Below are 21,755 nucleotides of genomic sequence, written 5' to 3' on the forward strand. Positions count from 1 at the left end.
TCGACCTCGCACGGACTGGCGCTGAGCACCCCGGCAACGTGCCCGCACCGAAGCTGCCGCCGCCCGTGAGCGGAGAGGCGTGCGCAAACCGCCGGCTTTCCCGGTGGCGAGCGGACGGTCGGGCAGCGCGGCGGGGCCGGCGCAGGACCGCGACCGCCCGGGCCCTTGGCCGAGGGCGCGTTGGTTCTGCCCGCGGTAGCCGGAGCGGCCGGGGCCCGGAGCCGCGCCCGAGGCGGGTCGGCCCGTTAGACCGTGAAGGGGCGGGCCGGCCAGGGAGCGTCTGCCGGGCGCAGCGAGTCGAGGCCGTCGCCCGCGAGGGCTGCGGTGACCGCGAGCACGCCGACCACCAGGCAGTTGTTGTGCAGCTCGCCCGCCAGCACGCCGCGTACGAGCTCCTGGAGCGGGACCCGGGCGATCTCCATGTCGGCCTCCTCCTCCGAGACCTCGAAGCGGTCGCCGTCCGCCGCGGAGAGGTCGCGGGCGAGGAAGATCCGTACGGCCTCGTCGCAGCCGCCCGGAGAGGTGTAGACGTCGGCCAGGACGCGCCAGTCCTCGGCCTTGACGTGGACCTCCTCGTACAGCTCACGCTGGACCGCGTGCAGCGGATTCTCGCCGGGGATGTCCAGCAGGCCGGCGGGGATCTCCCAGAGCTTCTGCCGCACGGGGTGACGGTACTGGCGCAGCACGATGACGCGGTCGGCGTCGTCGAGGGCGAGGACCGCCACCGAACCGGGGTGGACCTGGTAGTCACGGCTGACGGTGCTCCCGTCGGGCATGACGACGTGGTCCGTCCGGACGCTGGTCTTGTTGCCGGTGAAGGGGGTGGCGGTCTCGGTGACCTGCCACTCCTCGGGTGTGTCGCGCAGGGGCTCGGTGTGCTCGCCCATGGGGTGGTTCGACCTCCGGAAAGAACGATGGTGCCGGGGCACGGACCACGCAGGCCCGTACCCCGGCAACCGTATCGGTCAGAGCTGAGCGCCCCGGCGGCGCTCCACCGCGGCCTTCACCAGGCCCGCGAAGAGCGGGTGCGGGCGGGTCGGGCGGGAGCGCAGCTCCGGGTGGGCCTGGGTGGCGACCAGGTACGGGTGCGTGTCGCGCGGGTACTCGACGTACTCCACCAGCTTGTTGTCCGGCGAGGTACCGGAGAAGAGAAGGCCGGTCTTCTCCAGCTCGGCGCGGTAGGAGTTGTTGACCTCGTACCGGTGCCGGTGGCGCTCCTCGACGTACGGCTGGTCTCCGTAGACCTCGCGGACGATGGAACCCTCGGCGAGCTTTGCCGGGTACATGCCCAGCCGCATGGTGCCGCCCATGTCGCCCTCGCCGGCGACGATGTCGAGCTGCTCGGCCATGGTGGAGACCACCGGGTGGCCGGTGGCCGCGTCGAACTCGGTGGAGTTGGCGTCCTCGATGCCCGCCAGGTTCCGCGCGGCCTCGATGACCACACACTGCAGGCCGAGGCAGAGGCCCAGCAGCGGGAGCTTGTTCTCGCGGGCGTAAGTGATCGCGGAGACCTTGCCGTCGACACCGCGGTCACCGAAGCCGCCGGGGATGCAGACCGCGTCGACGTCCCCGAGCTGCTTCTTGGCGCCCGCCGGGGTCTTGCAGTCGTCCGAGGTGACCCACTTGATCTTCACTCGGGCGTTGTTGGCGAATCCGCCGGCCCGCATCGCCTCGATCACCGAGAGGTACGCGTCGGGCAGGTCGATGTACTTGCCGACCAGGGCGACGGTGACCTCGTGCTCGGGCTGGTGGACCCGGCGGAGCAGGTCGTCCCACTGGGTCCAGTCGACGTCCCGGAACGGCAGGTCGATACGGCGGACGACGTAGGCGTCCAGCCCCTCGGCGTGCAGCACCTTCGGAATGTCGTAGATCGACTTGGCGTCGATGGCGGCGACGACCGCGGCCTCGTCGACGTCGCACATCAGGGAGATCTTGCGCTTGATGGACTGCGGGACCTCGCGGTCGGCCCGCAGCACGATCGCGTCCGGCTGGATACCGATGCTGCGCAGCGCCGCGACCGAGTGCTGAGTCGGCTTGGTCTTCAGCTCGCCCGACGGCCCGATGTACGGGAGCAGGGAGACGTGGACGAAGAAGACGTTGTCCCGGCCGACCTCGTGGCGGACCTGGCGTACGGCCTCGAGGAAGGGCAGCGACTCGATGTCGCCGACGGTGCCGCCGACCTCGGTGATGACGACGTCGACGTCGTCGGTGGCCAGCCGGCGGATGCGGTGCTTGATCTCATTGGTGATGTGCGGGATGACCTGCACGGTGTCGCCGAGGTACTCGCCGCGCCGCTCCTTGGCGATCACCGTGGAGTAGACCTGGCCGGTGGTGACGTTCGCCGAGCCGTCGAGGTCGACGTCGAGGAAACGCTCGTAGTGGCCGATGTCCAGGTCCGTCTCGGCGCCGTCGTTGGTGACGAACACCTCACCGTGCTGGAACGGGTTCATCGTGCCCGGGTCGACATTGAGGTACGGGTCGAGCTTCTGCATCGTGACCCGCAGGCCGCGCGCTTTCAGCAGCGCACCCAGGCTGGAGGCCGTGAGCCCCTTGCCGAGCGAGGAGGCGACACCCCCGGTGACGAAGAGGTGCTTGGTCGTCATTGATTTGGGCGGCAGTGCCAAGAGGGGGCTCCCGTGGTCGCGAAGTGGGTGCTGGCCGGCCTTACCCTGGTTCACGAGATGGTTCCGAGGGGTGCCGTCGCTGCGGTTCGGGGGTGCCTTCACCTGGGGTGGGGCCCACCGCTCCACGGGCTACCAGGGTATCAGCGCCTGAGCGGGGCTGCTTCCGGCCATGCTTCGGCGGTGTCCCACCAGCGGCTCACTCATCCGGCTCAGGCGCCTTGCTGAGACGGTCGCCCAGATCACCTGGGTGCGTCGTATCCTTCTCGGACACATCAGCGAGCAAGCCGGCACGGCACCACCCCAGCCCCGCCTCCCGGGACAAGAGCTCGTCAATGTTTTTGACCGCAAGACGCCCTGACGGGCAACGAGGCCGTTCGACTGGAGATGCACGTGGCCGGGCGCATCGAGGATTACGCACTCATCGGGGACATGCAGACCGCCGCCCTGGTCTGCCGGGACGGTACGGCCGACTGGCTGTGCCTCCCCCGCTTCGACTCCCATGCCATCTTCGCCGGGCTGCTCGGCACGGACGAGCACGGTTTCTGGCGGCTGGGCCCTGCGTACCCGGACGGCGTCGAGCCGCCCACGGCGGACCGGCGCCGCTACAAGGGCGACTCGCTCGTACTCGAATCGGAGTGGGACACACCGCGCGGCACGGTCCGCGTGACCGATTTCATGCCGCCGCGCGACGGGGCTCCCCAGCTGATCCGGATCGTGGAGGGCGTCAGCGGACGGGTTCCGATGCAGTCGGCGCTGCGGATGCGCTTCTCCTACGGCTGGGTGGTGCCCTGGGTCCACAAGGTGGACGGGCGCACGGTCGCCGTCGCCGGCCCCGACTCGGTCTGGTACGACACGACCGCCGAGACGCACGGTGAGGAGCTCACCACGTACTCGGACTTCACCATCTCCCCGGGTGAGCGGATCGCCTTCACCCTCAGCTGGCAGCCCTCGCACAAGGAGGCGCCGCCGCTGCCCGAGCCGGAGGCCTCACTGGAGGCGACCGAGGACTTCTGGCGCGAGTGGGTCGAGCAGTGCACGTACCACGGCCCCTACCGGGACGCGGTGGTCCGCTCGTTGATCACGCTGAAGGCACTGACGTACGGTCCGACGGGCGGCATCGTGGCCGCGCCGACCACCTCGCTGCCGGAGGACATCGGCGGGTCCCGGAACTGGGACTACCGCTTCACCTGGCTGCGGGACGCGGCGATCACGCTGTCGTCGCTGCTGCGCACCGGATACCGGGAAGAGGCGCGGGCCTGGCGCGAGTGGCTGCTGCGCGCGGTCGCCGGCGACCCGGAGAACCTGCAGATCATGTACGGGATCGCGGGCGAGCGGGAGCTGGGCGAGACCGATCTGCACTGGCTGCCGGGCTACGAGGGCTCCGCCCCCGTCCGGGTCGGCAACGGCGCGGCGGGGCAGTTGCAGCTCGACGTCTACGGCGAGGTCACCGAGGCGCTGCACCTGGCCCATATGACGGGTCTCGCCCGCAACGACTACGCGAGCCTGCTCCAACTGAAGCTGATCCGCTACCTCGAGGGTCACTGGAACGAGCCGGACGAGGGCATCTGGGAGGTCCGCGGGCCGCGCCGGCACTTCGTCCACTCCAAGATCATGGCGTGGGTCGCGGTCGACCGGACGGTGAAGCTGATCGAGTCGGGCGATGTGGACGGGCCGCTGGAGCGGTGGTGCGAGCTGCGCGACGAGATCCATCGCACGGTGTGCGAGAAGGGTTACGACAAGGAGCGCAACACCTTCACCCAGTACTACGGCTCGAAGGAGCTGGATGCCTCGCTGCTGCTGATTCCGCAGATGGGCTTCCTGCCGCCGGACGACAAGCGGGTGATCGGCACGATCGAGGCGATCCAGCGCGAGCTGGGCACCGAGGACGGCTTCGTGATGCGCTACCCGACCCAGGGCGAGGAGAAGGGCGTCGACGGGCTGCCGGGCGACGAAGGAGCCTTCCTGGCCTGCTCGTTCTGGCTGGCCGACGACCTCGCGATGATCGGCCGGGTGGACGAGGCACGGAAGCTCTTCGAGAAGCTGCTGTCGCTGCGGAACGACCTGGGGCTGCTCGCGGAGGAGTGGGATCCGCGTCTGCAGCGGCAGGTCGGCAACTTCCCGCAGGCGTTCAGCCACGTGCCGCTGATCGACACCGCGCTGCGGCTGACCGCCTCGGGCGCGTACGGGGGCTGACGCCCCGCGGGCCCGGGGTGGCTCGCCCCGGGCCGCACGGGCCGCACGGGCCGCACGCCCGACTCGCTGTTCTCAGAAGCCCGTCAGGGTGAGGGTGATGGCCTTCGGTGCGCCGTCCTCGATGTACGAGGCGAAGCCGGCGACGTCGTCGAAGGCGAATCCGTAGGCCTTGCCGTCCTCCGTCGCCGCGTGCATGGCCTTGGCGTAGTGGTGGGTGATCCCGGTCCGGTAGAAGCGGGCGGGGTCGGTGGACGGCTGGGCGGCCTGGTCGTGCAGCGTGCTGCGGTTGAGGCCCGCGCCGAGGATCGCGGCGACCGGGCCGGTGATCTCATCGTTCGGCGCGGCCAGGGCACCGTCGCAGAAGAGCACGTCGCGGGTCGACGGCTTGTCGAAGGAGACCGTTCCAGGGCCGGTGAAGGACAGCTTCCCGCCACTGACCCTGCCAGTGAACTTCCCGGCGTTCGTGGTGACGACGAGGTCCCTGGTCTCGTAGGTGCTCCACACCTGGTCGATGTAGGGCGCGAGATAGTCCCGGGCGAAGAGCCCGGCGTCCAGGCCGTGACCGGGGGCGATGACGCGCCGGTCGCCGATCACGAGCGGGACGAAGGCGTCTTCGGCGGCGAGGCCGGAGAAGACCTGGGCGCGGGCTCCGTCGCGCAGGGTGCCGGTCCTCTGGTCCTTGGCACCGGTGAGGTGAATGGCCATCGGGACGCTGAACATGTCCACCATGGTCGTATTGCAGAACATGCCGCGGTCGTTGTACGTGAACTCCGCACAGTCGTGCAGCACGGGGTAGTTGGGGTCGGAGGCGACCCAGCCGGCCGGGTACTGGAGGGCGGCGTTGCCGCTGCCGTCGGTGACGGCCTTGAACTTGAGTCGGTCGCCGAGCGCGGCGTAGATACGGCCGGACAACTTCGGGAGCGTGAGGGTCGTGGGGCCGCTCCCGGAGAGCGGGATGGCGTAGTCGGTCCAGCCGTCGGAGCCGTTGTCGGAGAGCGCGACGGGCGCCAGGGTTCCATCGGGGGTGACGCGCACCTGGCGGGTGCCGTCGTTGCCGACGATGTAGATCCATATCGATGAATTGGCATACTCACCCGTCTTGTTGACGACGGTGAGCGATATGCCGTCGGCGGCGGAGGCGGCCGAAGCAGCTGCGGGGGCGGAGCCTTCCGACGCCCGTGCCGACCCGAACGCCATACCCGTCCCGATGCCCGCGGCAGCTCCTGCCGCGAGTCCGAGGGCCCGGCGACGGCTGATGTTCGGGGCGCTGAACCGATGCTTCTTCGTGCTCATGGATGTGCTCCTCGTGGAGGTGGGGGGCATGAGGAGAGGCGGTGCAGGAATGAGAGCATGGAGTGAGAGCGCTCTCACTCCATGACCCAGCACAGTGCCCACATCAGGCGGTAGCGTCAAGTCTCCGTGACGGAAAAGGAGTTGGCCGTGTCCGATCCACGCCCCACGCTGGAAGCCGTCGCCGCGCGCGCCGGGGTCTCCCGAGCCACCGTGTCGCGCGTGGTCAACGGCAGTGCGGGGGTCCGCACCTCGGTCCGGGAAAAGGTCCAGCAGGCCGTGGCGGAGCTCGGCTACATACCGAACAGCGCGGCCCGCAGCCTGGTCACCCGGCGTACGGGGGCGGTCGCCGTCGTCATCGCCGAGCCGGAGCAGCGGGTCTTCTCCGACCCGTTCTTCGCGCAGCAGCTGCGCGGTATCAGCCGTGAGCTGTCGGCCTGTGACACCCAGCTCCTGCTGCTGCTCGTGGAACATCCGCGGGACTACGAGCGCATCGGCCGCTATCTCTCGGGCGGCCATGTCGACGGCGTCCTGATGTTCTCCCTGCACCGCGACGACCCGCTGCCGTCGATGGCTGCCGCCTCGGGCCTGCCCACCGTGTTCGGCGGCCGCCCCGGCTGGGCGGGCGCCGACCGCGACCCGGACCTGCTGTACGTCGACACCGACAACCGCGGCGGCGCCCGGCAGGCCGTCGAGCACCTTCTGGAGCGCGGCAGGCGGCGTATCGCCGTGATCACCGGCCCGCTCGACCAGACCTCCGCCCTCGACCGCCTCGACGGCTACCGGGACGCGCTCGGCACCCCGGAACCGGACCCGGCGCTGGTGGCCCTCGGCGACTTCACCGCCGAGGGCGGCGAGCGTGCCATGGCCACGCTCCTCGACCGCGCCCCCGACCTGGACGCGGTCTTCACGGGCTCCGACCTGATGGCCTCCGGCGCACTGCGCGCGCTGCGCGCCCGTGGGCTGCGGGTGCCGGAGGACGTCGCCGTCGTCGGCTACGACGACATGGAACCGGCGGCCTGGGCGGAGCCCCCGCTGACCACGGTCCACCAGGACGTCGAGGAGATGGGACGCATGATGGCCACGCTGCTGCTGCGCCGTCTCGGCGCGGCGCCGGCCGACGATTCCGGCGAGGGGCCCTCTCCCGTCGTCACCGCTGCCCGGCTCGTCGTACGCGCTTCGAGCTGAGCACGGCTCCTCGCCCGGCGTCTGCGACGGCGTCGAGGACGGGCGTTCGCGCGCTGTGCATACGGCGCGCGGACTTGCGGCAGGTGCACCTCATACGAGTCCCGGGTAGCGTCCGCGTCGTGACTCCTGCACCCCGTGAACGGGGTGGCTCTCACGTGGCTCCGTAGAGCCTCATGACGGCCAGGCCCTGACCGCTGCCCGAGGGCAGGGCCACAACCTACGACGCCGCTCGGCAGCTCCGAGGGCGGATGCCGCCTCCCTCCTGAAGGGGGGATTCCCACGCAAGGAGAGAGATGGAAGCGCAGGCCGGGATCACCGTGCGACGGGCGCTCGAGCTGCCCGCCCTCCGTCGCGGCCTGCCCGAGGTCGTCGCGTCCGAGGACCAGCTGGACCGCCCGGTCCGCTGGGTCCACGCGGGCGAGGTGCCCGACATCGCCTCCCTGCTCAAGGGCGGCGAACTGTTGCTCACCACCGGCCTCGGCCTGGGCACACGCCCGGCCGAGCAGCGCAGCTTCGTCCGCACACTGGCCGAGCGGGGCATCGCGGCGCTCGTCGTGGAGCTGGGCGGCCGCTTCACCGAACTGCCGGCCGCGCTGCTGGACACGGCGCGCTCCTGCGGCCTGCCACTCGTACAGCTGCACCGCCAGGTGCCCTTCGTCACCGTCACCGAAGAGATCCACACCGAGATCGTCAACGGGCACTACGCGCTGCTGCGCAGCGCGGAGGAGGTCCACCGGCGCTGCACCGAGCTGCTGCTGCGCGGCGGCGGGGCGCCGCAGGTGCTGCGGCTGCTCGCCGACTTCGCGGGCAATCCGGTCTTCCTCGAAACACCCGACGGACAGCTGCTGTACGCGGCCGGGCAGGACGGTGGCGCCACCGATCCGGTACAGGTGTGGGACGGGCTCCGTCGGCAGCGGTCCTCCGGCCGGGGCTCCGCTCGGGGCTCCGAGCCGACGGCCGGCGGGGTGACCGTGGACATCCCGGGCGGCGGCCCCGGGCCGGGCTCGGTCCGGGCCCGGCTGGTGATCCTCCCGGTGGACGGCCCGCTCGCACCGGTGCACCGGATCGCGGCGGAGCGTACGGCGGGGCTGCTGGCGGTCGTCCTGATGCAGGCCCGCCAGGAGGAGGAGCTGGCGGCGCGCGGCCGGGGCGACTTCCTCACCGATCTGGCCGAGGGCCGGACCGCGGCGGAGGACGCTCCGGCGCAGGCCCGCGTACTCGGCTTCCGCCCGGCCGACGGGCTGCTGCTGCCGGTCGTCATGCGGCTGCCGGCCGAGCTGATCCCGCCGGGCGACTGGGCGGTGCTGGTCAGGGCGGTCCAGGAGGAACTGACCACGGTCGGCTTGCCGGTACTCATGGGCGTACGGCCGGTGGAAGGCCGCGTGCCGCTGCTGGTAGGTCTGCGCTCGGAGTCCGAGCGGTCGGCGGCGGCCGATCGGGTCGCGGCCGCGCTGCGGGCAGGTATCGAACGGGCCGGGCTGGAACGCGCCGGGGTACTGCCGCCCGCGGTGGTCGTCGGCGTCGCCGGGGACTGGGCGGGTGCGGGCCCCGGGCTGCGGCATGCGGCTGAGGCGGCGGCCGCGGCGCAGGGGCTGCCTCCGCGTCCTTGGTACGACGCGCGGCGGCTGGATATCGACTTGTTGCTGTGGCGACTGCGTGAGCACCCCGACCTGGCCGCCTTTGTGGACCGGGCGATCGGGCCCCTGATCGCCCATGACCTGTCGGCGCGGCCGCCGTTGCTGCCGACGTTGGAGACGTATCTGACGCATGCGGGGCGGAAGGCGGAGACGGCGCGGGAACTGCATCTGAACCGGCAGACCCTGTACGACCGGCTGGCCCGTATCTCCCAGCTCCTGGCCACGAACCTGGACGACCCACAGACGGTCCTGACCTTGAACCTGGCGCTCCAGGCCCGCCGCCACACGCCCTGAGCGGGCGGGTCGGAGCGGGTCGCGAGCCCTGGCCGGCAAGCCTCGCGCTCGAGGGGCGGTTGAACACGGGGCCGTGGCGGGGGCCCAGGACGGGTCAGGGCTGGGCCGGTCAGGGCTGGGCCGGTCAGGACGGGGCCGGGTCGGGTCGGGACGGGGACGGGTCAGGACGGGGACGGGTCAGGACGGGGACGGGTCAGGACGGGGACGGGTCAGGGACTCGTCGTAGACGCTCAGCACCTGGGCCACCGTTCTCGACCTCAGTCGGCCGCGTACGAGCCGCGTGCCCGCCCGGCCGCAGCAAGTTGGCGCCCGTCCCGGCGGTGAACCCCCCGCCGCAGCAAGTTGGCGGCTTTCACCGCGGTCAACACCCGGCCCTGGCCGGATACCCGGGCCGGACAGTCCGGTCAGGGCTCGGCCAGCTCGTCGTAGACGCTCAGCACCTGGGCCACCGTGTCGTCCTCCGTCGGCCACGTCAGTGCCTGCGCCCGCCCGGCCGCAGCCAGTTGCGCCTGTCGCTCCGGATCCGCGAGCAGCCGGGTGACCGCGCCCGCCAGCGCCTGCACGTCCCCGTACGGCACGAGTTCAGCCGCGTCCGCCACCAGTTCCGGCACTCCGCCGACCGCCGTGGCCACCAGCGGAACACCCGCGCGCAGTGCCTCCTGCGCGAACAGTGCCCGGGCCTCCCACCGGCTCGGCAGCACCGCGACATCCGCGGCGGCGAGCAGGGCCGGTACGTCCTCGCGGCGGCCGAGCAGCCGCACCGGCAGGCCCTCCGCGGTGATACGGCGCTGGAGCAGGGCCCGCTCGGGCCCTTCGCCCGCGAGCACGAGAAGCGGCTGGGGCTCGAGCGCGCTCCAGGCGCGGGCCGCGTCGAGCAGCCGCGTATGCCCCTGCCACCGTTCGAGCCTGCCGACGGTGAGCAGCAAGGGACGGTCCACGGCGCCCAGTTCGGCGCGCACCTTGTGCCGTCCCCGGTCGCATTCCTCCATGTCCCCCATATCCCCGTCGGGGGACGGCGTCCGGGGCGCAGGCACCGCGAGCGGCGCGAGGCGGGCATCGCGCGCCCCCCGGCGGCGGGCGCGGACCACCAGGTCCGAGGACGTGCCGAGCAGGACAGTGGCGGCTCGGGCGGCCCGGCGTTCCATCAGGCGCACGAGATGGGCTCGCGCGCCCTCCACGTGCGCCTTGGTGTGCCAGGTCACGACCAGCGGCGTGCGCTCCCCACCGAGCGCCAGCGAGGCTCGTACAGCGGCCCGTATCCCATGGGCGTGCACGAGATCCGCTGCCGCACATGCCGCCCGCAGGGCTGCGACGGTCACGGGGTCGGTACGCGGCGGGGCGGGCACGAAGTGCGCTCCGGCGCCGGTGAAGTCGTAGGCGTGCTCTGCCGCGTGCGGGGCGCACACGGTCACCTGTACGCCCCGTGCGACGAGCCCGTCGGCGAGCGAACGCACGTGCGCGCCGCTGCCCGAACTGCCGCGCCCCAGCACCTGGACGGCGTGCAACGGCGAATGCCCGTTCAGCGGGACCGGTGTGCTGCTCACGCGGGTGGAGCTCCTGATTCGGCGTCGGACGGGCGGCGCGGGGGGCCGCCCCCAGGATGCCAGCCCGGGTGGCCGGGCGGGCACTGATGTCCGGCAGTTTCTGCTTCCTGGCGCTCCGGTGCGTCAGCCCGTCACCCGACCGGGGGACGTGCGGAGTTCAGCGGCCGGGAGCGCCGCTCGGTCGTACGGGGGTCGCCCCGCGCGAGAAGACGGAGACCGGCTCCGCGCGGCGGCCCAGGGCATCCCACGCACGGAGCGCCGGGTGTGCCCGCCAGGCGGCGCCGTTGCCGACCGTGTCCCCGACAGCCGCTGCCGCGAGGACGGCGGCGGCGTGCAGAGCCAGCCCCGCACGGCCGTTGCCGGCCACGATCGCCAGGCCCGCTGCGGCACCGAGCGCGTGCGCGCCGGAGTCACCGAGCATGGTGCGCTCGGCGAGGTCGTCGGCGAGGACGGCGGCGGCGGCCCCGAGCGGCGCGGCCGCGAGCACCCCGGCGTGCCCGCCGCGCAACATGCCGGGTGCCCCGGCAGCCAGCACGGCCTTCGCAGCGCGGCCCGGGCGTACGTCCAGGAGGTTGACCAGATGGGCGCTACCGGCGATGACCGCTCCGGCGAGGAGCTTGTCGACCGGCTGCTCCTTGAGCAGCGCACCCGCGGCCAGTCCGGCGGCGCCGATACCGAACAGCTTGACGCTCCCCGAGGTGATCTCGCCGTCCCGCAAGGCGGTGAGATGCGCCCGGAAGCCGCGTCGGCGGTCGCCCCGGCCGACCATGTCGTCGTACGCCCCGCCGGCCCCGGCGGCGAGCACGGCGAGGACGGCGGCGCCCCGGGTCCGCAGCGGCAGCGTGGGGGCGCTCGCCACGGCGAGCGCGGTGCCCAGGGTCACGGCGGGTCCTGCGTAGAGGTCGACGGTCCGGCCGGAGTGATTGCGGCGCTCCCACAGTGCGGGCTCGCCCGGCGGCTTGTGGCGCATACCCGCATAGACCGCACGAACCGCCCCCACCGCGGCGAACAAGGCCGAAACCCGCCCCCGCCCCCTGCCGTCCGGCTCCGCCATCGCTTGCTCCCCTCACTGCTGAATCGCACGTCACCCTACGGCGCCCACCCGCGGCTCCGCCCCACGGTCCCGCCCAACTGCGCCCGGCACCGTGTCTCCGTGCGCCATCGCGGTGTCTCCGCCCGGGCGCACAACTCGTCACGACCGAGTCACCCACAAGCGGACCCACCGTGATCGCGACTTTGCCCGTACCCCGACGAGAACGCCCCACGGAACAGAATCTGAAGGCGGATCTGGCAGGAGCGGATCCAGAGGTGATACGAAACCGCGGAGGGGCCCGTGCTGTCGGACGGGCACCGACAGCACGAGGTGCTGGAACCGAACCCCTTCCCCCGGGGCACGGGCACCCGGAACGACGGCCACCCTGCGAGCGCACATGAGGAGTCCCCCCACAGCGCACCAGAGCCGCACACCCCCAAGCGCACCGGCGAAGCCCCCCGCCCGGCTGGGGCACCGGGGGACGCCGCAAGAGGGGGCCAGGCACCGCGGAACGCCTTCGACGCGAGAGCACACCGAACTGCCCCCGCGAAGGCACACGCCGAGCGGCCCGCCGGCCGGCGACGCCTCAGTTGCCCGACCGGGCCGCCTCCAGCAGCTCCTCCGCGTGTGCGCGGGCCAGTTGGGAGTCCTCCTGTCCCGCGAGCATCCGTGACAGCTCGCGCACCCGGTCCTCGCCCTCCATCGCCTGCACACCGCTCCGCGTCACCGAGCCGTCGTTGGTCTTCTCGACCACCAGGTGCCGGTCCGCGAAGGCCGCCACCTGCGGCAGATGTGTGACGACCACGACTTGCGCGGACCTGGCCAGCCGGGCGAGCCGCCGCCCGACCTCGACCGCCGCCTTACCCCCGACACCCGCGTCCACCTCGTCGAAGAGATACGTCGGCACGGGTGCGGAGCCTGCGAAGACAACCTCCACCGCGAGCATCACGCGCGACAGCTCACCACCCGACGCCCCCTTGGCGATGGGCCGCGGCTGCGCCCCCGGGTGCGGGGCGAGCAGCAGTTCGACCTCGTCGACACCGCTCGCGCCGTAGGCGACGGTACGGCCACCGACCTCGATGCCGTCCGGGTCCTCGACCTGACGCATCTCGATGCTCACGCGCGCGTGCGGCATGGCCAGTTCCGACAGTTCCGCCGTGACCGCGTCGGCGAATCGCTGCGCCGCCTCGCTCCGCGCATCGGTCAAGGCCTGAGCGAGCCCGGAGAGTTCCCCGCGGAGCGCGTCCCGCTCGGCCGTCAGCTCACCGATCCGGTCGTCGTCGCTCTCCAGCTCCGTCAGCCGGGCGGCGCTCTGCTCGGACCAGGCCAGCACGGCCGAGATGTCCTCGCCGTACTTCCGGGTGAGCTGGGTGAGTGCCGCCCGCCGCTCCTCCACCACGGCCAGCCGCAGCGGATCGGCGTCGATGTCGTCGGCGTAGCCCGCCAGCTCACCCGCCACGTCGGACAGCAGGATGCCGACCTCGCCGATCCGGTCGGCCAGCGCGGCCAGGGCCGGGTCGTGGGACCGTACGGCCTCCAGCGCGCGGTGGGCGCCCGCGACGAGGGTCGCCGCGTCCACCCCCTCCAGGTCCTCCGGGTCCCCTGCGAGTCCACGGTGCGCGGTGGTCGCGGCGGAGGCCAGCGCCTCGGCGTGGCCGAGCCGCTCCGCCTCGGCGGCCAGTTCGGCGTCCTCGCCCGGCTGCGGCTCCGCGGCGGCGATCTCGTCGAGGCCAAAGCGCAGCAGGTCCGCTTCCTGGGCACGCTCGCGCGCCCGCGTGGTCAGCTCCTCGAGCTCGGCGGCGACCGCCCGGAACCGCCGGTGTGCGGCGGCGTACTTCTCCAGCGGCACGGACACCGCGTCGCCCGCGTACCGGTCCAGGGCCTGCCGCTGCCGCGCAGGGCGCAGCAGCCCCTGCTGGTCGGTCTGGCCGTGCACCGCGACGAGGTCGTCGGCGAGTTCGCCGAGCAGCCCCACCGGCACGGAACGCCCGCCCAGATGGGCGCGGGAACGCCCCTCGGCGGAAACCGTACGGCTGATGAGCAGTGCGCCGTCGTCCAGTTCGGCGCCCGCCTCCTCTGCGCGCACGGCGGCCGGGGTGCCCGCAGGGACCGTGATCCGCCCCTCGACGACCGCCGACTTGGCGCCGATCCGCACCAGCGCGGGGTCGGCGCGCCCGCCCAGCAGCAGGCCCAGACTGGTGACGACCATCGTCTTTCCCGCACCGGTCTCGCCTGTCACCGCAGTGAAGCCGGGTGACAGCTCGACAACGGCATCGTCGATGACCCCGAGCGACCGTATCCGCATCTCCTCCAACACGGACACGACCTTACGAGGTTCCGAGCTCGGCGCGCGACGTGCTCCCCCTGCGGGCCTCGCGTGGCTCGCTCCGAGCCGGTACCGGGAGCCGCCCTGGGGACAGCCCCACCCCCGGTCCGAGTGATCACTCCATGGCCCTGGTGGATGGAGGGAGCCGAAGCTGAGCGCCGATCGACATTCGGGGGTTGTACGGGATGGCTACCGGACTGGCCTGGGCGACGATGCGCGCGCACCGGCCCGCATTCGTCGGGACCGCTGTGGCGACGCTGTTCGCGCGACGGTGGTGAGCGCGGCGACGACGATGCTGTCGGTGACGGGAACGAAGGGTCTGTCACCGCAGGCTCGGCGGGTGATCACGGAGAACTCGGTGGACACGATGTCCGTCGTCCTGCTGATCGGCTCGATCTACACCGTCCAGTGAGGCGAGCGCGGGCGCGTTTCTGGTGCTGATTCTGTTCTGCGTGGGCGTGGGACTGCTGGGGGCGCGGATCATCGGGCCGGCGGCGTGGCCGGCGTCCGCGGTGGTGCGGCCGTGCGGCAGCAGTGCCCGGCTGGCCATGCTGAACGTACGCTCCCAGACCCGCCGCTTCGCGGCGGCCGTCGTCCCGCTCGTCCTGGTCGTGGCCTTCGGCCTCACCAAGATCGCGCTGCACACGACGGCGGAGCACCGTACGGGCTCGTCGGGCGGCCCGGGCGAGGTGTGGCTGGACTACGCGGGCACCGCCCTGTACGCGTCGTTCGCCGCGATCGGCTCCGCGAACACGCTCGCGATGATCTCCTTCGAGCGGCGCCGCGAGGTCGCCCTGCTGCGGGTGATCGGCACGCTGCCGGGCCAACTGCGGGCGATGGCCGCCTGGGAGGCGACGGTGGTCTCCCTCATGGCGCTGCTCCTCGGCGGCGCCATCTCCTTGGCCACGCTGGCCCCGATCCTGCAGCCGGCCTTCGGAAGCCCGGTGCCGTACCTTCCGTGGACAGTGGTGGCGGGCGTGGTGGGCGCCCCGCTGACGCTGGCGGTGCTCTCGACAGTGCTGCCGGTGCAGTCGGCTCTGCGGCGCCGGCCCGTGGCCGCCCTCAGGGCGACCTGAGGGCGACATGAGGGCAGTGTGAGGGCGGCCGGCCCGGGAGCCTCCGCGGAGAATTCACCGTCACGGGGGACCTCTACGAGCCCGCCGGTGAACCGGACGGTGCCACAGCGCGGCATCGGACGGGTGCCACAACGCGGCATCCGGCGCTGCCGGTGGCCCTCTGAGGCGGTCGGCCACTTTCTCGAACCGCTCACAAGTCCTCACAGGACAGCGCCGATCACCGCCGGACCGTAATCAGCCCCGGCGACGAACCCGCCTCGGAACGCGACACGGCCGGAAGCCCCGCTGCCGAGCCCGCGCCACGCCCCGAGGCGAACAGCACCGGGGCGTGGCCCCCCGGGGGGCCCGAACACCATCCCCGGAGAGCCGGGAGGTTCCTCCGCGTCAGTGCGGGGCGCCGCGCCAGCCCGCGACGGGGAGGGCGAACTTCGCGACGAGCCGGTCCGTGAAGGACGCGTGGTGCAGCCGCGCCAGTCGTACGGGTACGGCACCCCGCCGCACCTCCACGCGCGCGCCGGCGGACAGCTCCACCGTGCGACGCCCGTCGCACCACAGCACCCCGTGCGGGGTCTGCGGCTGCACCTCGACCGCGAGCACCGAGTCCGGCGCGGTGACCAGCGGCTTGGCGAACAGCGCATGCGCACTGATCGGGACCATGAGCAGCGCCTCGACCTCCGGCCAGACCACCGGTCCGCCGGCCGAGAAGGCGTAGGCGGTGGAGCCGGTGGGGGTGGCGCAGACCACGCCGTCCCCGCCGAAGCGCGAGACCGGCCGACCGTCGACCTCCGTCACGACCTCCAGCAGGCGCTCGCGCGCCGCCTTCTCCACGGACGCCTCGTTGAGCGCCCAGTCGCGGTGCACGATCCGCCCGTTGTTCCGGACCAGCACGTCAAGGGTCATCCGCTCCTCGACCTCGTACGCGCGCGTGACGACCCGGTCGACCACCTTGTCGAGGTCGTCGCGCTCAGCCTCGGCGAGGAAGCCGACACGGCCGAGGTTGACGCCGAGCATCGGCACCCCCGAGGCGCGCGCGAACTCGGCACCGCGCAGCAGCGTCCCATCCCCTCCGAGCACCACCAGAAGCTCGCAGCCATGAAGCACGTCCTGCGTCGCGTCGACGAGTTCCACCGCCACCGGCAGCGGGAGATCGGCGGCCTCCTCGGCGAGCACCCGGACGCCGATACCGCTGCGCAGCAGCCCTCGTACGACCAGTTCTGCGCTGCGCACGGCGGCCGGCCGGCCTGTGTGGGCGAGCAGGAAAACGGTGCGTGCTGTCGTCGTCGTCAACGCGGCCCCTCAGCCACTGCACGGTCAACATCGGCCGGGTCCAGTGCGGGTGCCCCGGCACGCAGCCAAAGAAAATACTCGACATTTCCGGACGGTCCCGGCAGCGGGCTCGCGGTGACGCCCATGACGCCCAGGCCCAGCCCGGCCGCCTGTCCGGCCACGGTCCGTACGGCCTCGGCACGCAGCTCGGGGCTGCGGACCACTCCGCCACTGCCGAGCCGCTCCTTGCCCACCTCGAACTGAGGCTTGACCATCAGCACGAGATCGGCGTCCGCGGCGGCGCAGCGCACGAGTGCGGGCAGCACCAGACCGAGCGGGATGAAGGACAGATCGCCGACGACGAGGTCGGCCGGTTCGCCACCGATGAGGTGCGGTTCCAATTCACGTACGTTCGTACGGTCCTTGACCGTGACGCGTTCATCACTCTGCAGGGACCAGGCGAGCTGGCCGTAGCCGACATCGACCGCGACGACATGACGGGCCCCGGACCGGAGCAGCACATCGGTGAAGCCACCCGTCGACGCTCCGGCATCGAGCGCACGGCGGCCCTTGACCTCCAGCCCGAGCGGGCCGAAGGCGGCGAGCGCTCCCGCGAGCTTGTGCCCGCCGCGGGAGACGTAGTCCGGGTCGTCGGCGTCATGCTTGACGACGAGAGCCGCACTGGTCTCCACCTGCGTCGCGGCCTTGGTGGCGGTGGCACCGCCGACGGTCACCCGGCCTGCGGCGATCAGCTGGCTCGCGTGCTCTCGCGAGCGGGCCAGCTTGCGGCGCACCAGTTCCGCGTCGAGTCGGCGTCGTGCCACGTGCGGTTCGCTCCTTCCGAGCGGTATGACTCCATGGGATTGCGTCGCGCTGAGCTCCGGTCGCCGGGCCGGCGCCCGGTCAGTCGTCCTCATACGGCCGATGCTCCGCCGGCGGTTGCGGACCGGGGAGCGGCTGGGCCGAATCGAGCGAGGTGAGCGCGGAGCGCAGGCCCCGGTGCACATCCTCGTACACCTCGATGTGTCCGTCAGCGGGCAGGTGATCGGCATCAGCCAGCCGTTCCAGCTGCGCTTCGACCTCCGCGTTGCCCGTGGGCGTGCGGGCGATGCCGAGTGGCAGCGGCTCGTCCTCCGGTCCCGGCTCCGCGCCGGGCATCGGCTCATTCATGGTCCCGACGCTACCCCGAACTGCACCTTCTTCGGAGAACGATGCCCTGGGGTACCGTCGATCACGATGAGGACGATCGAGGAGTGTCGCGGTGCGCTCGACCAGCTTTCGGAGAATCTCGCACAGGCGAACGGTGATTTGCGCAGCGCCGCTGCCCTGGACCGCTCGCTGAGCTGTCGTATCACCGACTTGGACGTCACCTTCGTAGGACGCCTCGCACAGAGCCGTATCCAGGATGTGACGACCCTGCCCGGACCACCGCCGGAGCGGGCACAGATCCGGCTGACGATGGCCAGCGACGACCTGGTGGCCCTGGTCGAAGGACGGCTGAATTTCGCGAGGGCGTGGGGCAGCGGCCGGGTCAAGCTCGAGGCGGGCCTGCGGGACCTGCTGCGGCTGCGCTCGCTGCTGTAGGTGGCGCGCCTTCTGAGGCGTACGCGCCCCCTGAGGCGTAGGCGCCGCTATAGGCATAGGCGCTGCTCAAGACGTACGCCCGGCCGCGCCGCCGCCATCGGACCGTACGGGTGGTCCGACCGGCAGCGGCGCGGCGGCACTCAGAACCCCAGCCGGGCCAGCGCCTTGCCCGAGTCCACCTCGCCGGGTCCGTCGCCTGCCTCCGTCCACACCGCGGCGCACAGCGCCCGCAGCCCGTCCAGCGCCTCCCCGTCACCGTCGAGCACCGCCTCGCCGCCCGTTACGGACGCGGTCCACCCCCCGCAGCGGAAAGATCCACCGACCGCCGCCACCTCGGGCTGCCCCGTCAGCAGCCCCCGCAGATCGGCGGCCACATAGGTCGGCCGGTGCTCCGGCGGAGCCGCCGTCAACTGGGCGGCGTCCGTCACCCCCGTCAGGACCAGCAGCGAGTCCACCCCGCCCACATGCGCGCCCTCGATGTCCGTGTCGAGCCGGTCGCCGACGACCAGCGGACGCTTCGAGCCCGTCCGCAGCACGGTCTCGCGGTGCATCGGCGGCAGCGGCTTGCCCGCCACCTGAGGCCACTTGCCGGTGGCGATCCGTACGACCTCCACCAGCGCACCGTTGCCGGGGGCAGTGCCGCGCGCGGTCGGAATGGTGAGATCCGTGTTCGAGGCGAACCACGGGACCCCGCGCCCGACCGCGTACGAGGCCTCCGCCAACTGCTCCCAGCCGAGCTTCGGGTCGTAGCCCTGCACCACAGCCACCGGGTCGTCCTCCAGCCAGTCCACCGGCTCCAGCCCGCGCTCGCGCAGCGCGGCCCGCAGCCCCTCCCCGCCGATCGTCAACACCCGTCCCCCCGCGGGAACTTGATCGGCGATCAGCCGCGCGACCGCCTGCGCCGACGTGATCACGTCAGCGGCCCCGGCCGGCACCCCGAGGTCGGTCAGATGCTCGGCGACCGCCTGCGGCGTGCGAGAGGCGTTGTTGGTGACATAGGCGAGGTGCATCCCGCCGTCCCGGGCCGTCGCCAGCGACTCGACCGCGTGATCGATCGCCGCCCCGCCCGCGTAGACGACACCGTCCAGGTCGAGCAGGGCCGTGTCGTACGCCTCGCTCAGCGGCTGCTCGCAGGCATCGGTGCTGGTCCGGGCAGGGATCCCGGCAGGTACTCCGGCATCGTCCCGGGCATCGGTCCGGCTCTGCTGGCTCATGGTGTCTCGCTCCTCGTTCGCTGCCGTCCCCCGATCATCCCGCATCACTCACGGCCGCATAACATGCACCAATGACCACACCTGAGCCTGCCCGCGACGGTTTGCGACTGTCGCCGTTCCGAGGACTGCGCTATGTCCCGGAGCGGGTCGGCAGTCTCGCGGCCGTGACCTCCCCGCCGTACGACGTCGTGGTCCGGCCCGACGGACTGCGCCACCTCGAGACCGCCGACCCGTACAACATCGTCCGGCTGATCCTGCCCCAGGCGGCGGCCCCCACCGCGCGCAACCGGCAGGCCGCCGAGACCCTGCACCGCTGGCAGGCGGAGGGCGTGCTCAGGGCCGATCCCGAACCGGCGCTGTATGTCTACGAGCAGCGCAGCGGCGAACTGCTGCAGCGCGGGCTGATCGGCGCGCTCCGGCTCAGCCCGCCCGAGGAGGGCGTCGTCCTCCCCCACGAGGACGTCATGCCCGATGTCGTGGAGGACCGGGCGGCGCTGATGCGTGAGACGGCCGCCAACCTCGAACCGCTGCTGTTCACCTACCGCAGCACTGGCAGCACGGTGGGTGCAACCGCCGTGATCGAGCGCACCATTCACCGCTCCCCGCTGCTCTCCACCACCACGGAGGACGGTTTCCGCCATCGGCTGTGGGCCGTGACCGACCCCGCCGAACTCGCCGAGATCGACGCGGATCTCTCGCGCAGGCAGGCCGTCATCGCCGACGGCCACCACCGCTGGGCCACCTACCTCCGGCTGCACGCCGAGCATGCGGCCCCCGGCCCCTGGGATTCCGGCCTGGTCCTTCTGGTGGACACCGCCCGCTATCCGCTGCGGGTCCGCGCAATCCACCGCCTGCTCCACCAACTGCCGGTCGGGGACGCCGCCGCGGCCCTCGAAGGGTCCTTCCGGATACGCAAGGTGGACGGGCCCCTCCCCGCCGCGCTCGACAGCCTCGCGGCCGCCTCGGAGGCGGGGGGCAACGCCTACCTTCTCGCGGGAGACGGCGGATTCCGTCTCGTGGACCGTCCGGACCCCGGCCTGCTCGACCGTACGGTCCCGCGGGGGCGCCCGGAAGCCTGGCGGAGCCTGGACGCCACAGTCCTGCACTCGGTCATGCTGGAGCATGTGTGGCAGATCCCGGACACCGCCGAGCACATCGGCTACATCCACGATGCCGCGGCGGCCGTCGAACAGGCGGAGATGCGGGGCGGGACGGCGGTCGTGATGCACCCGGTCCGCGAGGATGTCGTACGGGAACTCGCCCAGCAGGGCGTCACGATGCCGCGCAAGTCCACGTCATTCGGCCCCAAACCGGCCACCGGTCTGGTGCTGCGCAGCCTCGAACTGGGTTGATGACGAAGGAGGGTGGGACCCCGTAGCGGGATCCCACCCTCCTGTCAGTGCCACTGCGACTGCGTCAGTCAGTCCTTGTCCTGCTCACTCACGCCACTGTCGGCATCGGCGTCGGCATCGGGCACGGCGCCCGTACCCTCCTCCGGATCGGCGTCCGGGTCGAGCGCGTCCGTGAACTCCACGCCGTCCAGCTCCGCCAGCCGGTCCGACGCGTCCGTGCTGCCGCCCTGATCGGCCTCGAGAGCCTTGGCGAACCACTCGCGGGCCTCGTCCTCGCGACCGACGGCGAGCAGCGCGTCGGCGTACGCGTAACGCAGCCGCGCCGTCCATGGCTGAATCGAGTTCGAACCGAGCTCAGGACCCTGCAGCGTGACGACGGCGGCCTCGGCCTGGCCCATGTCCCGCCGTGCCCCGGCCACGACCAGCCGCATCTCCACCTGTCCGGCGCGGTCCAGCTTCTGCACCTCGGGCTCGCCGGCCATGGCCAACGTCCGCTCGGGCCGCCCCAGGCCCCGCTCGCAGTCGGCCATCACCGGCCACAGCTCCACGGAGCCCGTCATACGGCGTGCCGCACGGAACTCGGCCAGCGCCTCGGTGTACTTGCCCGTGGCGTACGCGGCGAACCCGGCGGCCTCGCGCACGGCGGCGACCCGCGAGGCGAGCCGCAGCGCGATACGGGAGTACTCGTATGCGCGTTCCGGGTCCTCGTCGAGCAACTGGGCGACCATGACGAGGTTCTTGGCGACGTCCTCGGCCAGAGTCTTCGGCAGGCTCAACAGCTCCTGCCGCACGCTCTTGTCGATCTCCTCGCCGGTGACGTCCTCGGGGATCGGCAGCCGCCGGACCGGCTCGCGCTCGCGGTCGCCCCTGTCACGGTCGTCACGGCGCCCGTACCCGCGCGAGCGGTCGTCACGGCCTCCGGAACCTCCGGAACGGTCGTCCCGCCCGCGGCCACCCTGACCGTACGGACGGCTCGGCCCGCGATCGTCCCGCCCACGGAACCCGCCACGCTCATCGTCGCGCCGCGGCCCACGCGGCCGGTCGTCACGACCTCGGTCCCGGTCGTCCCGGGAGTACGAGGGCCTGTCGTCCCTACGTCCCTGGCCGGCACCCGGCCGACCACCACGGTCATCG

17 protein-coding genes are annotated in these 21,755 nt (G+C 72.3%); 6 read left to right on the plus strand and 11 right to left on the minus strand.

Annotation, left to right across the window (positions count from 1 at the left end; translation table 11 throughout):
- Positions 1-245 precede the first annotated feature (245 nt).
- Both ABZW18_RS07945 and ABZW18_RS07950 read right to left on the minus strand, forming a co-directional pair.
- The gene (locus tag ABZW18_RS07945) at positions 246-887 is read right to left on the minus strand and encodes an NUDIX hydrolase (protein WP_356183657.1); all 642 of its coding nucleotides are present in this window, start codon (positions 885-887) and stop codon (positions 246-248) included.
- 78 nt (positions 888-965) lie between these two features.
- A complete protein-coding gene (locus ABZW18_RS07950; RefSeq protein WP_356183709.1) occupies positions 966-2,618 on the minus strand; it encodes a CTP synthase in 1,653 nt (550 codons plus the stop codon).
- Positions 2,619-3,014: 396 nt separating this feature from the next.
- Here ABZW18_RS07950 and ABZW18_RS07955 point away from each other — a divergent pair, with 396 nt between their 5' ends.
- Positions 3,015-4,817, plus strand: a complete 1,803-nt coding sequence (locus tag ABZW18_RS07955; protein WP_356183659.1) for a glycoside hydrolase family 15 protein — start codon at positions 3,015-3,017, stop codon at positions 4,815-4,817.
- A 72-nt stretch (positions 4,818-4,889) separates the two neighbouring features.
- Here ABZW18_RS07955 and ABZW18_RS07960 read toward each other — a convergent pair whose 3' ends face one another.
- The gene (locus ABZW18_RS07960) at positions 4,890-6,014 is read right to left on the minus strand and encodes a glycoside hydrolase family 64 protein (protein WP_356183712.1); all 1,125 of its coding nucleotides are present in this window, start codon (positions 6,012-6,014) and stop codon (positions 4,890-4,892) included.
- Between the two features lie 237 nt (positions 6,015-6,251).
- Between ABZW18_RS07960 and ABZW18_RS07965 the strand changes: the two genes are divergently transcribed.
- Both ABZW18_RS07965 and ABZW18_RS07970 read left to right on the plus strand, forming a co-directional pair.
- Entirely contained in the window at positions 6,252-7,295 is a 1,044-nt protein-coding gene (locus tag ABZW18_RS07965; RefSeq protein ID WP_356183714.1) for a LacI family DNA-binding transcriptional regulator, read from the plus strand.
- 293 nt (positions 7,296-7,588) lie between these two features.
- Positions 7,589-9,226 (plus strand): PucR family transcriptional regulator, encoded by a 1,638-nt coding sequence (locus tag ABZW18_RS07970; RefSeq protein WP_356183662.1) that lies wholly within the window; start codon positions 7,589-7,591, stop codon positions 9,224-9,226.
- A 404-nt stretch (positions 9,227-9,630) separates the two neighbouring features.
- Here the strand turns inward: ABZW18_RS07970 and ABZW18_RS07975 are convergent, their stop codons facing one another.
- The 3 genes from ABZW18_RS07975 to recN form a co-directional block, all read right to left on the minus strand.
- A complete protein-coding gene (locus tag ABZW18_RS07975) occupies positions 9,631-10,770 on the minus strand; it encodes a glycosyltransferase family 4 protein (protein WP_356183664.1) in 1,140 nt (379 codons plus the stop codon).
- Between the two features lie 157 nt (positions 10,771-10,927).
- Positions 10,928-11,824 (minus strand): hypothetical protein, encoded by an 897-nt coding sequence (locus tag ABZW18_RS07980; protein WP_356183665.1) that lies wholly within the window; start codon positions 11,822-11,824, stop codon positions 10,928-10,930.
- 565 nt (positions 11,825-12,389) lie between these two features.
- Positions 12,390-14,108: a DNA repair protein RecN gene (recN, locus tag ABZW18_RS07985; RefSeq protein ID WP_356183717.1), complete on the minus strand. Its 1,719-nt coding sequence runs from the start codon at positions 14,106-14,108 to the stop codon at positions 12,390-12,392.
- Between the two features lie 473 nt (positions 14,109-14,581).
- On the opposite strand from recN, the gene ABZW18_RS07990 reads away from it, so the two are divergent.
- The gene (locus tag ABZW18_RS07990; RefSeq protein ID WP_356183667.1) at positions 14,582-15,205 is read left to right on the plus strand and encodes an FtsX-like permease family protein; all 624 of its coding nucleotides are present in this window, start codon (positions 14,582-14,584) and stop codon (positions 15,203-15,205) included.
- Between the two features lie 384 nt (positions 15,206-15,589).
- Here ABZW18_RS07990 and ABZW18_RS07995 read toward each other — a convergent pair whose 3' ends face one another.
- The 3 genes from ABZW18_RS07995 to ABZW18_RS08005 form a co-directional block, all read right to left on the minus strand.
- Complete coding sequence (locus ABZW18_RS07995) at positions 15,590-16,492, minus strand: NAD kinase (RefSeq protein ID WP_356183669.1); 903 nt, start codon at positions 16,490-16,492, stop codon at positions 15,590-15,592.
- Complete coding sequence (locus ABZW18_RS08000; protein ID WP_356183672.1) at positions 16,489-17,295, minus strand: TlyA family RNA methyltransferase; 807 nt, start codon at positions 17,293-17,295, stop codon at positions 16,489-16,491. Before ABZW18_RS08000 ends, ABZW18_RS07995 begins: the two co-directional genes overlap by 4 nt.
- A 79-nt stretch (positions 17,296-17,374) precedes the next feature.
- Positions 17,375-17,641 carry a hypothetical protein gene (locus ABZW18_RS08005; protein ID WP_356183675.1) on the minus strand — a complete coding sequence of 89 codons (267 nt, stop codon included), beginning with the start codon at positions 17,639-17,641 and terminating at the stop codon, positions 17,375-17,377.
- A gap of 66 nt (positions 17,642-17,707) precedes the next feature.
- Between ABZW18_RS08005 and ABZW18_RS08010 the strand changes: the two genes are divergently transcribed.
- Entirely contained in the window at positions 17,708-18,055 is a 348-nt protein-coding gene (locus ABZW18_RS08010; RefSeq protein ID WP_356183677.1) for an SCP2 sterol-binding domain-containing protein, read from the plus strand.
- Positions 18,056-18,195: 140 nt separating this feature from the next.
- Here ABZW18_RS08010 and ABZW18_RS08015 read toward each other — a convergent pair whose 3' ends face one another.
- Positions 18,196-19,269: an HAD-IIA family hydrolase gene (locus ABZW18_RS08015; protein WP_356183680.1), complete on the minus strand. Its 1,074-nt coding sequence runs from the start codon at positions 19,267-19,269 to the stop codon at positions 18,196-18,198.
- Between the two features lie 71 nt (positions 19,270-19,340).
- Between ABZW18_RS08015 and ABZW18_RS08020 the strand changes: the two genes are divergently transcribed.
- Positions 19,341-20,621 (plus strand): DUF1015 domain-containing protein, encoded by a 1,281-nt coding sequence (locus ABZW18_RS08020; protein ID WP_356183683.1) that lies wholly within the window; start codon positions 19,341-19,343, stop codon positions 20,619-20,621.
- A 68-nt stretch (positions 20,622-20,689) separates the two neighbouring features.
- Here ABZW18_RS08020 and ABZW18_RS08025 read toward each other — a convergent pair whose 3' ends face one another.
- Positions 20,690-21,457, minus strand: coding sequence for a hypothetical protein (locus ABZW18_RS08025; RefSeq protein WP_356183720.1), 768 nt, complete (start codon positions 21,455-21,457; stop codon positions 20,690-20,692).
- Between the last annotated feature and the right edge of the window lie 298 nt (positions 21,458-21,755).

Origin of the sequence: Streptomyces sp. NPDC004647 (assembly GCF_040609575.1) — a bacterium.
GTDB lineage: Bacteria > Actinomycetota > Actinomycetes > Streptomycetales > Streptomycetaceae > Streptomyces.

Coding starts and splice junctions, on each gene's coding strand:
- ABZW18_RS08005 (WP_356183675.1), bottom strand. CDS start 17,641: ATGAATGAGCCGATGCCCGGCGCGGAGCCGGGACCGGAGGACGAGCCG.
- ABZW18_RS07970 (WP_356183662.1), top strand. CDS start 7,589: ATGGAAGCGCAGGCCGGGATCACCGTGCGACGGGCGCTCGAGCTGCCC.
- recN (WP_356183717.1), bottom strand. CDS start 14,108: ATGCGGATACGGTCGCTCGGGGTCATCGACGATGCCGTTGTCGAGCTG.
- ABZW18_RS07980 (WP_356183665.1), bottom strand. CDS start 11,824: ATGGCGGAGCCGGACGGCAGGGGGCGGGGGCGGGTTTCGGCCTTGTTC.
- ABZW18_RS08020 (WP_356183683.1), top strand. CDS start 19,341: ATGACCACACCTGAGCCTGCCCGCGACGGTTTGCGACTGTCGCCGTTC.
- ABZW18_RS08010 (WP_356183677.1), top strand. CDS start 17,708: ATGAGGACGATCGAGGAGTGTCGCGGTGCGCTCGACCAGCTTTCGGAG.
- ABZW18_RS07945 (WP_356183657.1), bottom strand. CDS start 887: ATGGGCGAGCACACCGAGCCCCTGCGCGACACACCCGAGGAGTGGCAG.
- ABZW18_RS07960 (WP_356183712.1), bottom strand. CDS start 6,014: ATGGCGTTCGGGTCGGCACGGGCGTCGGAAGGCTCCGCCCCCGCAGCT.
- ABZW18_RS08015 (WP_356183680.1), bottom strand. CDS start 19,269: ATGAGCCAGCAGAGCCGGACCGATGCCCGGGACGATGCCGGAGTACCT.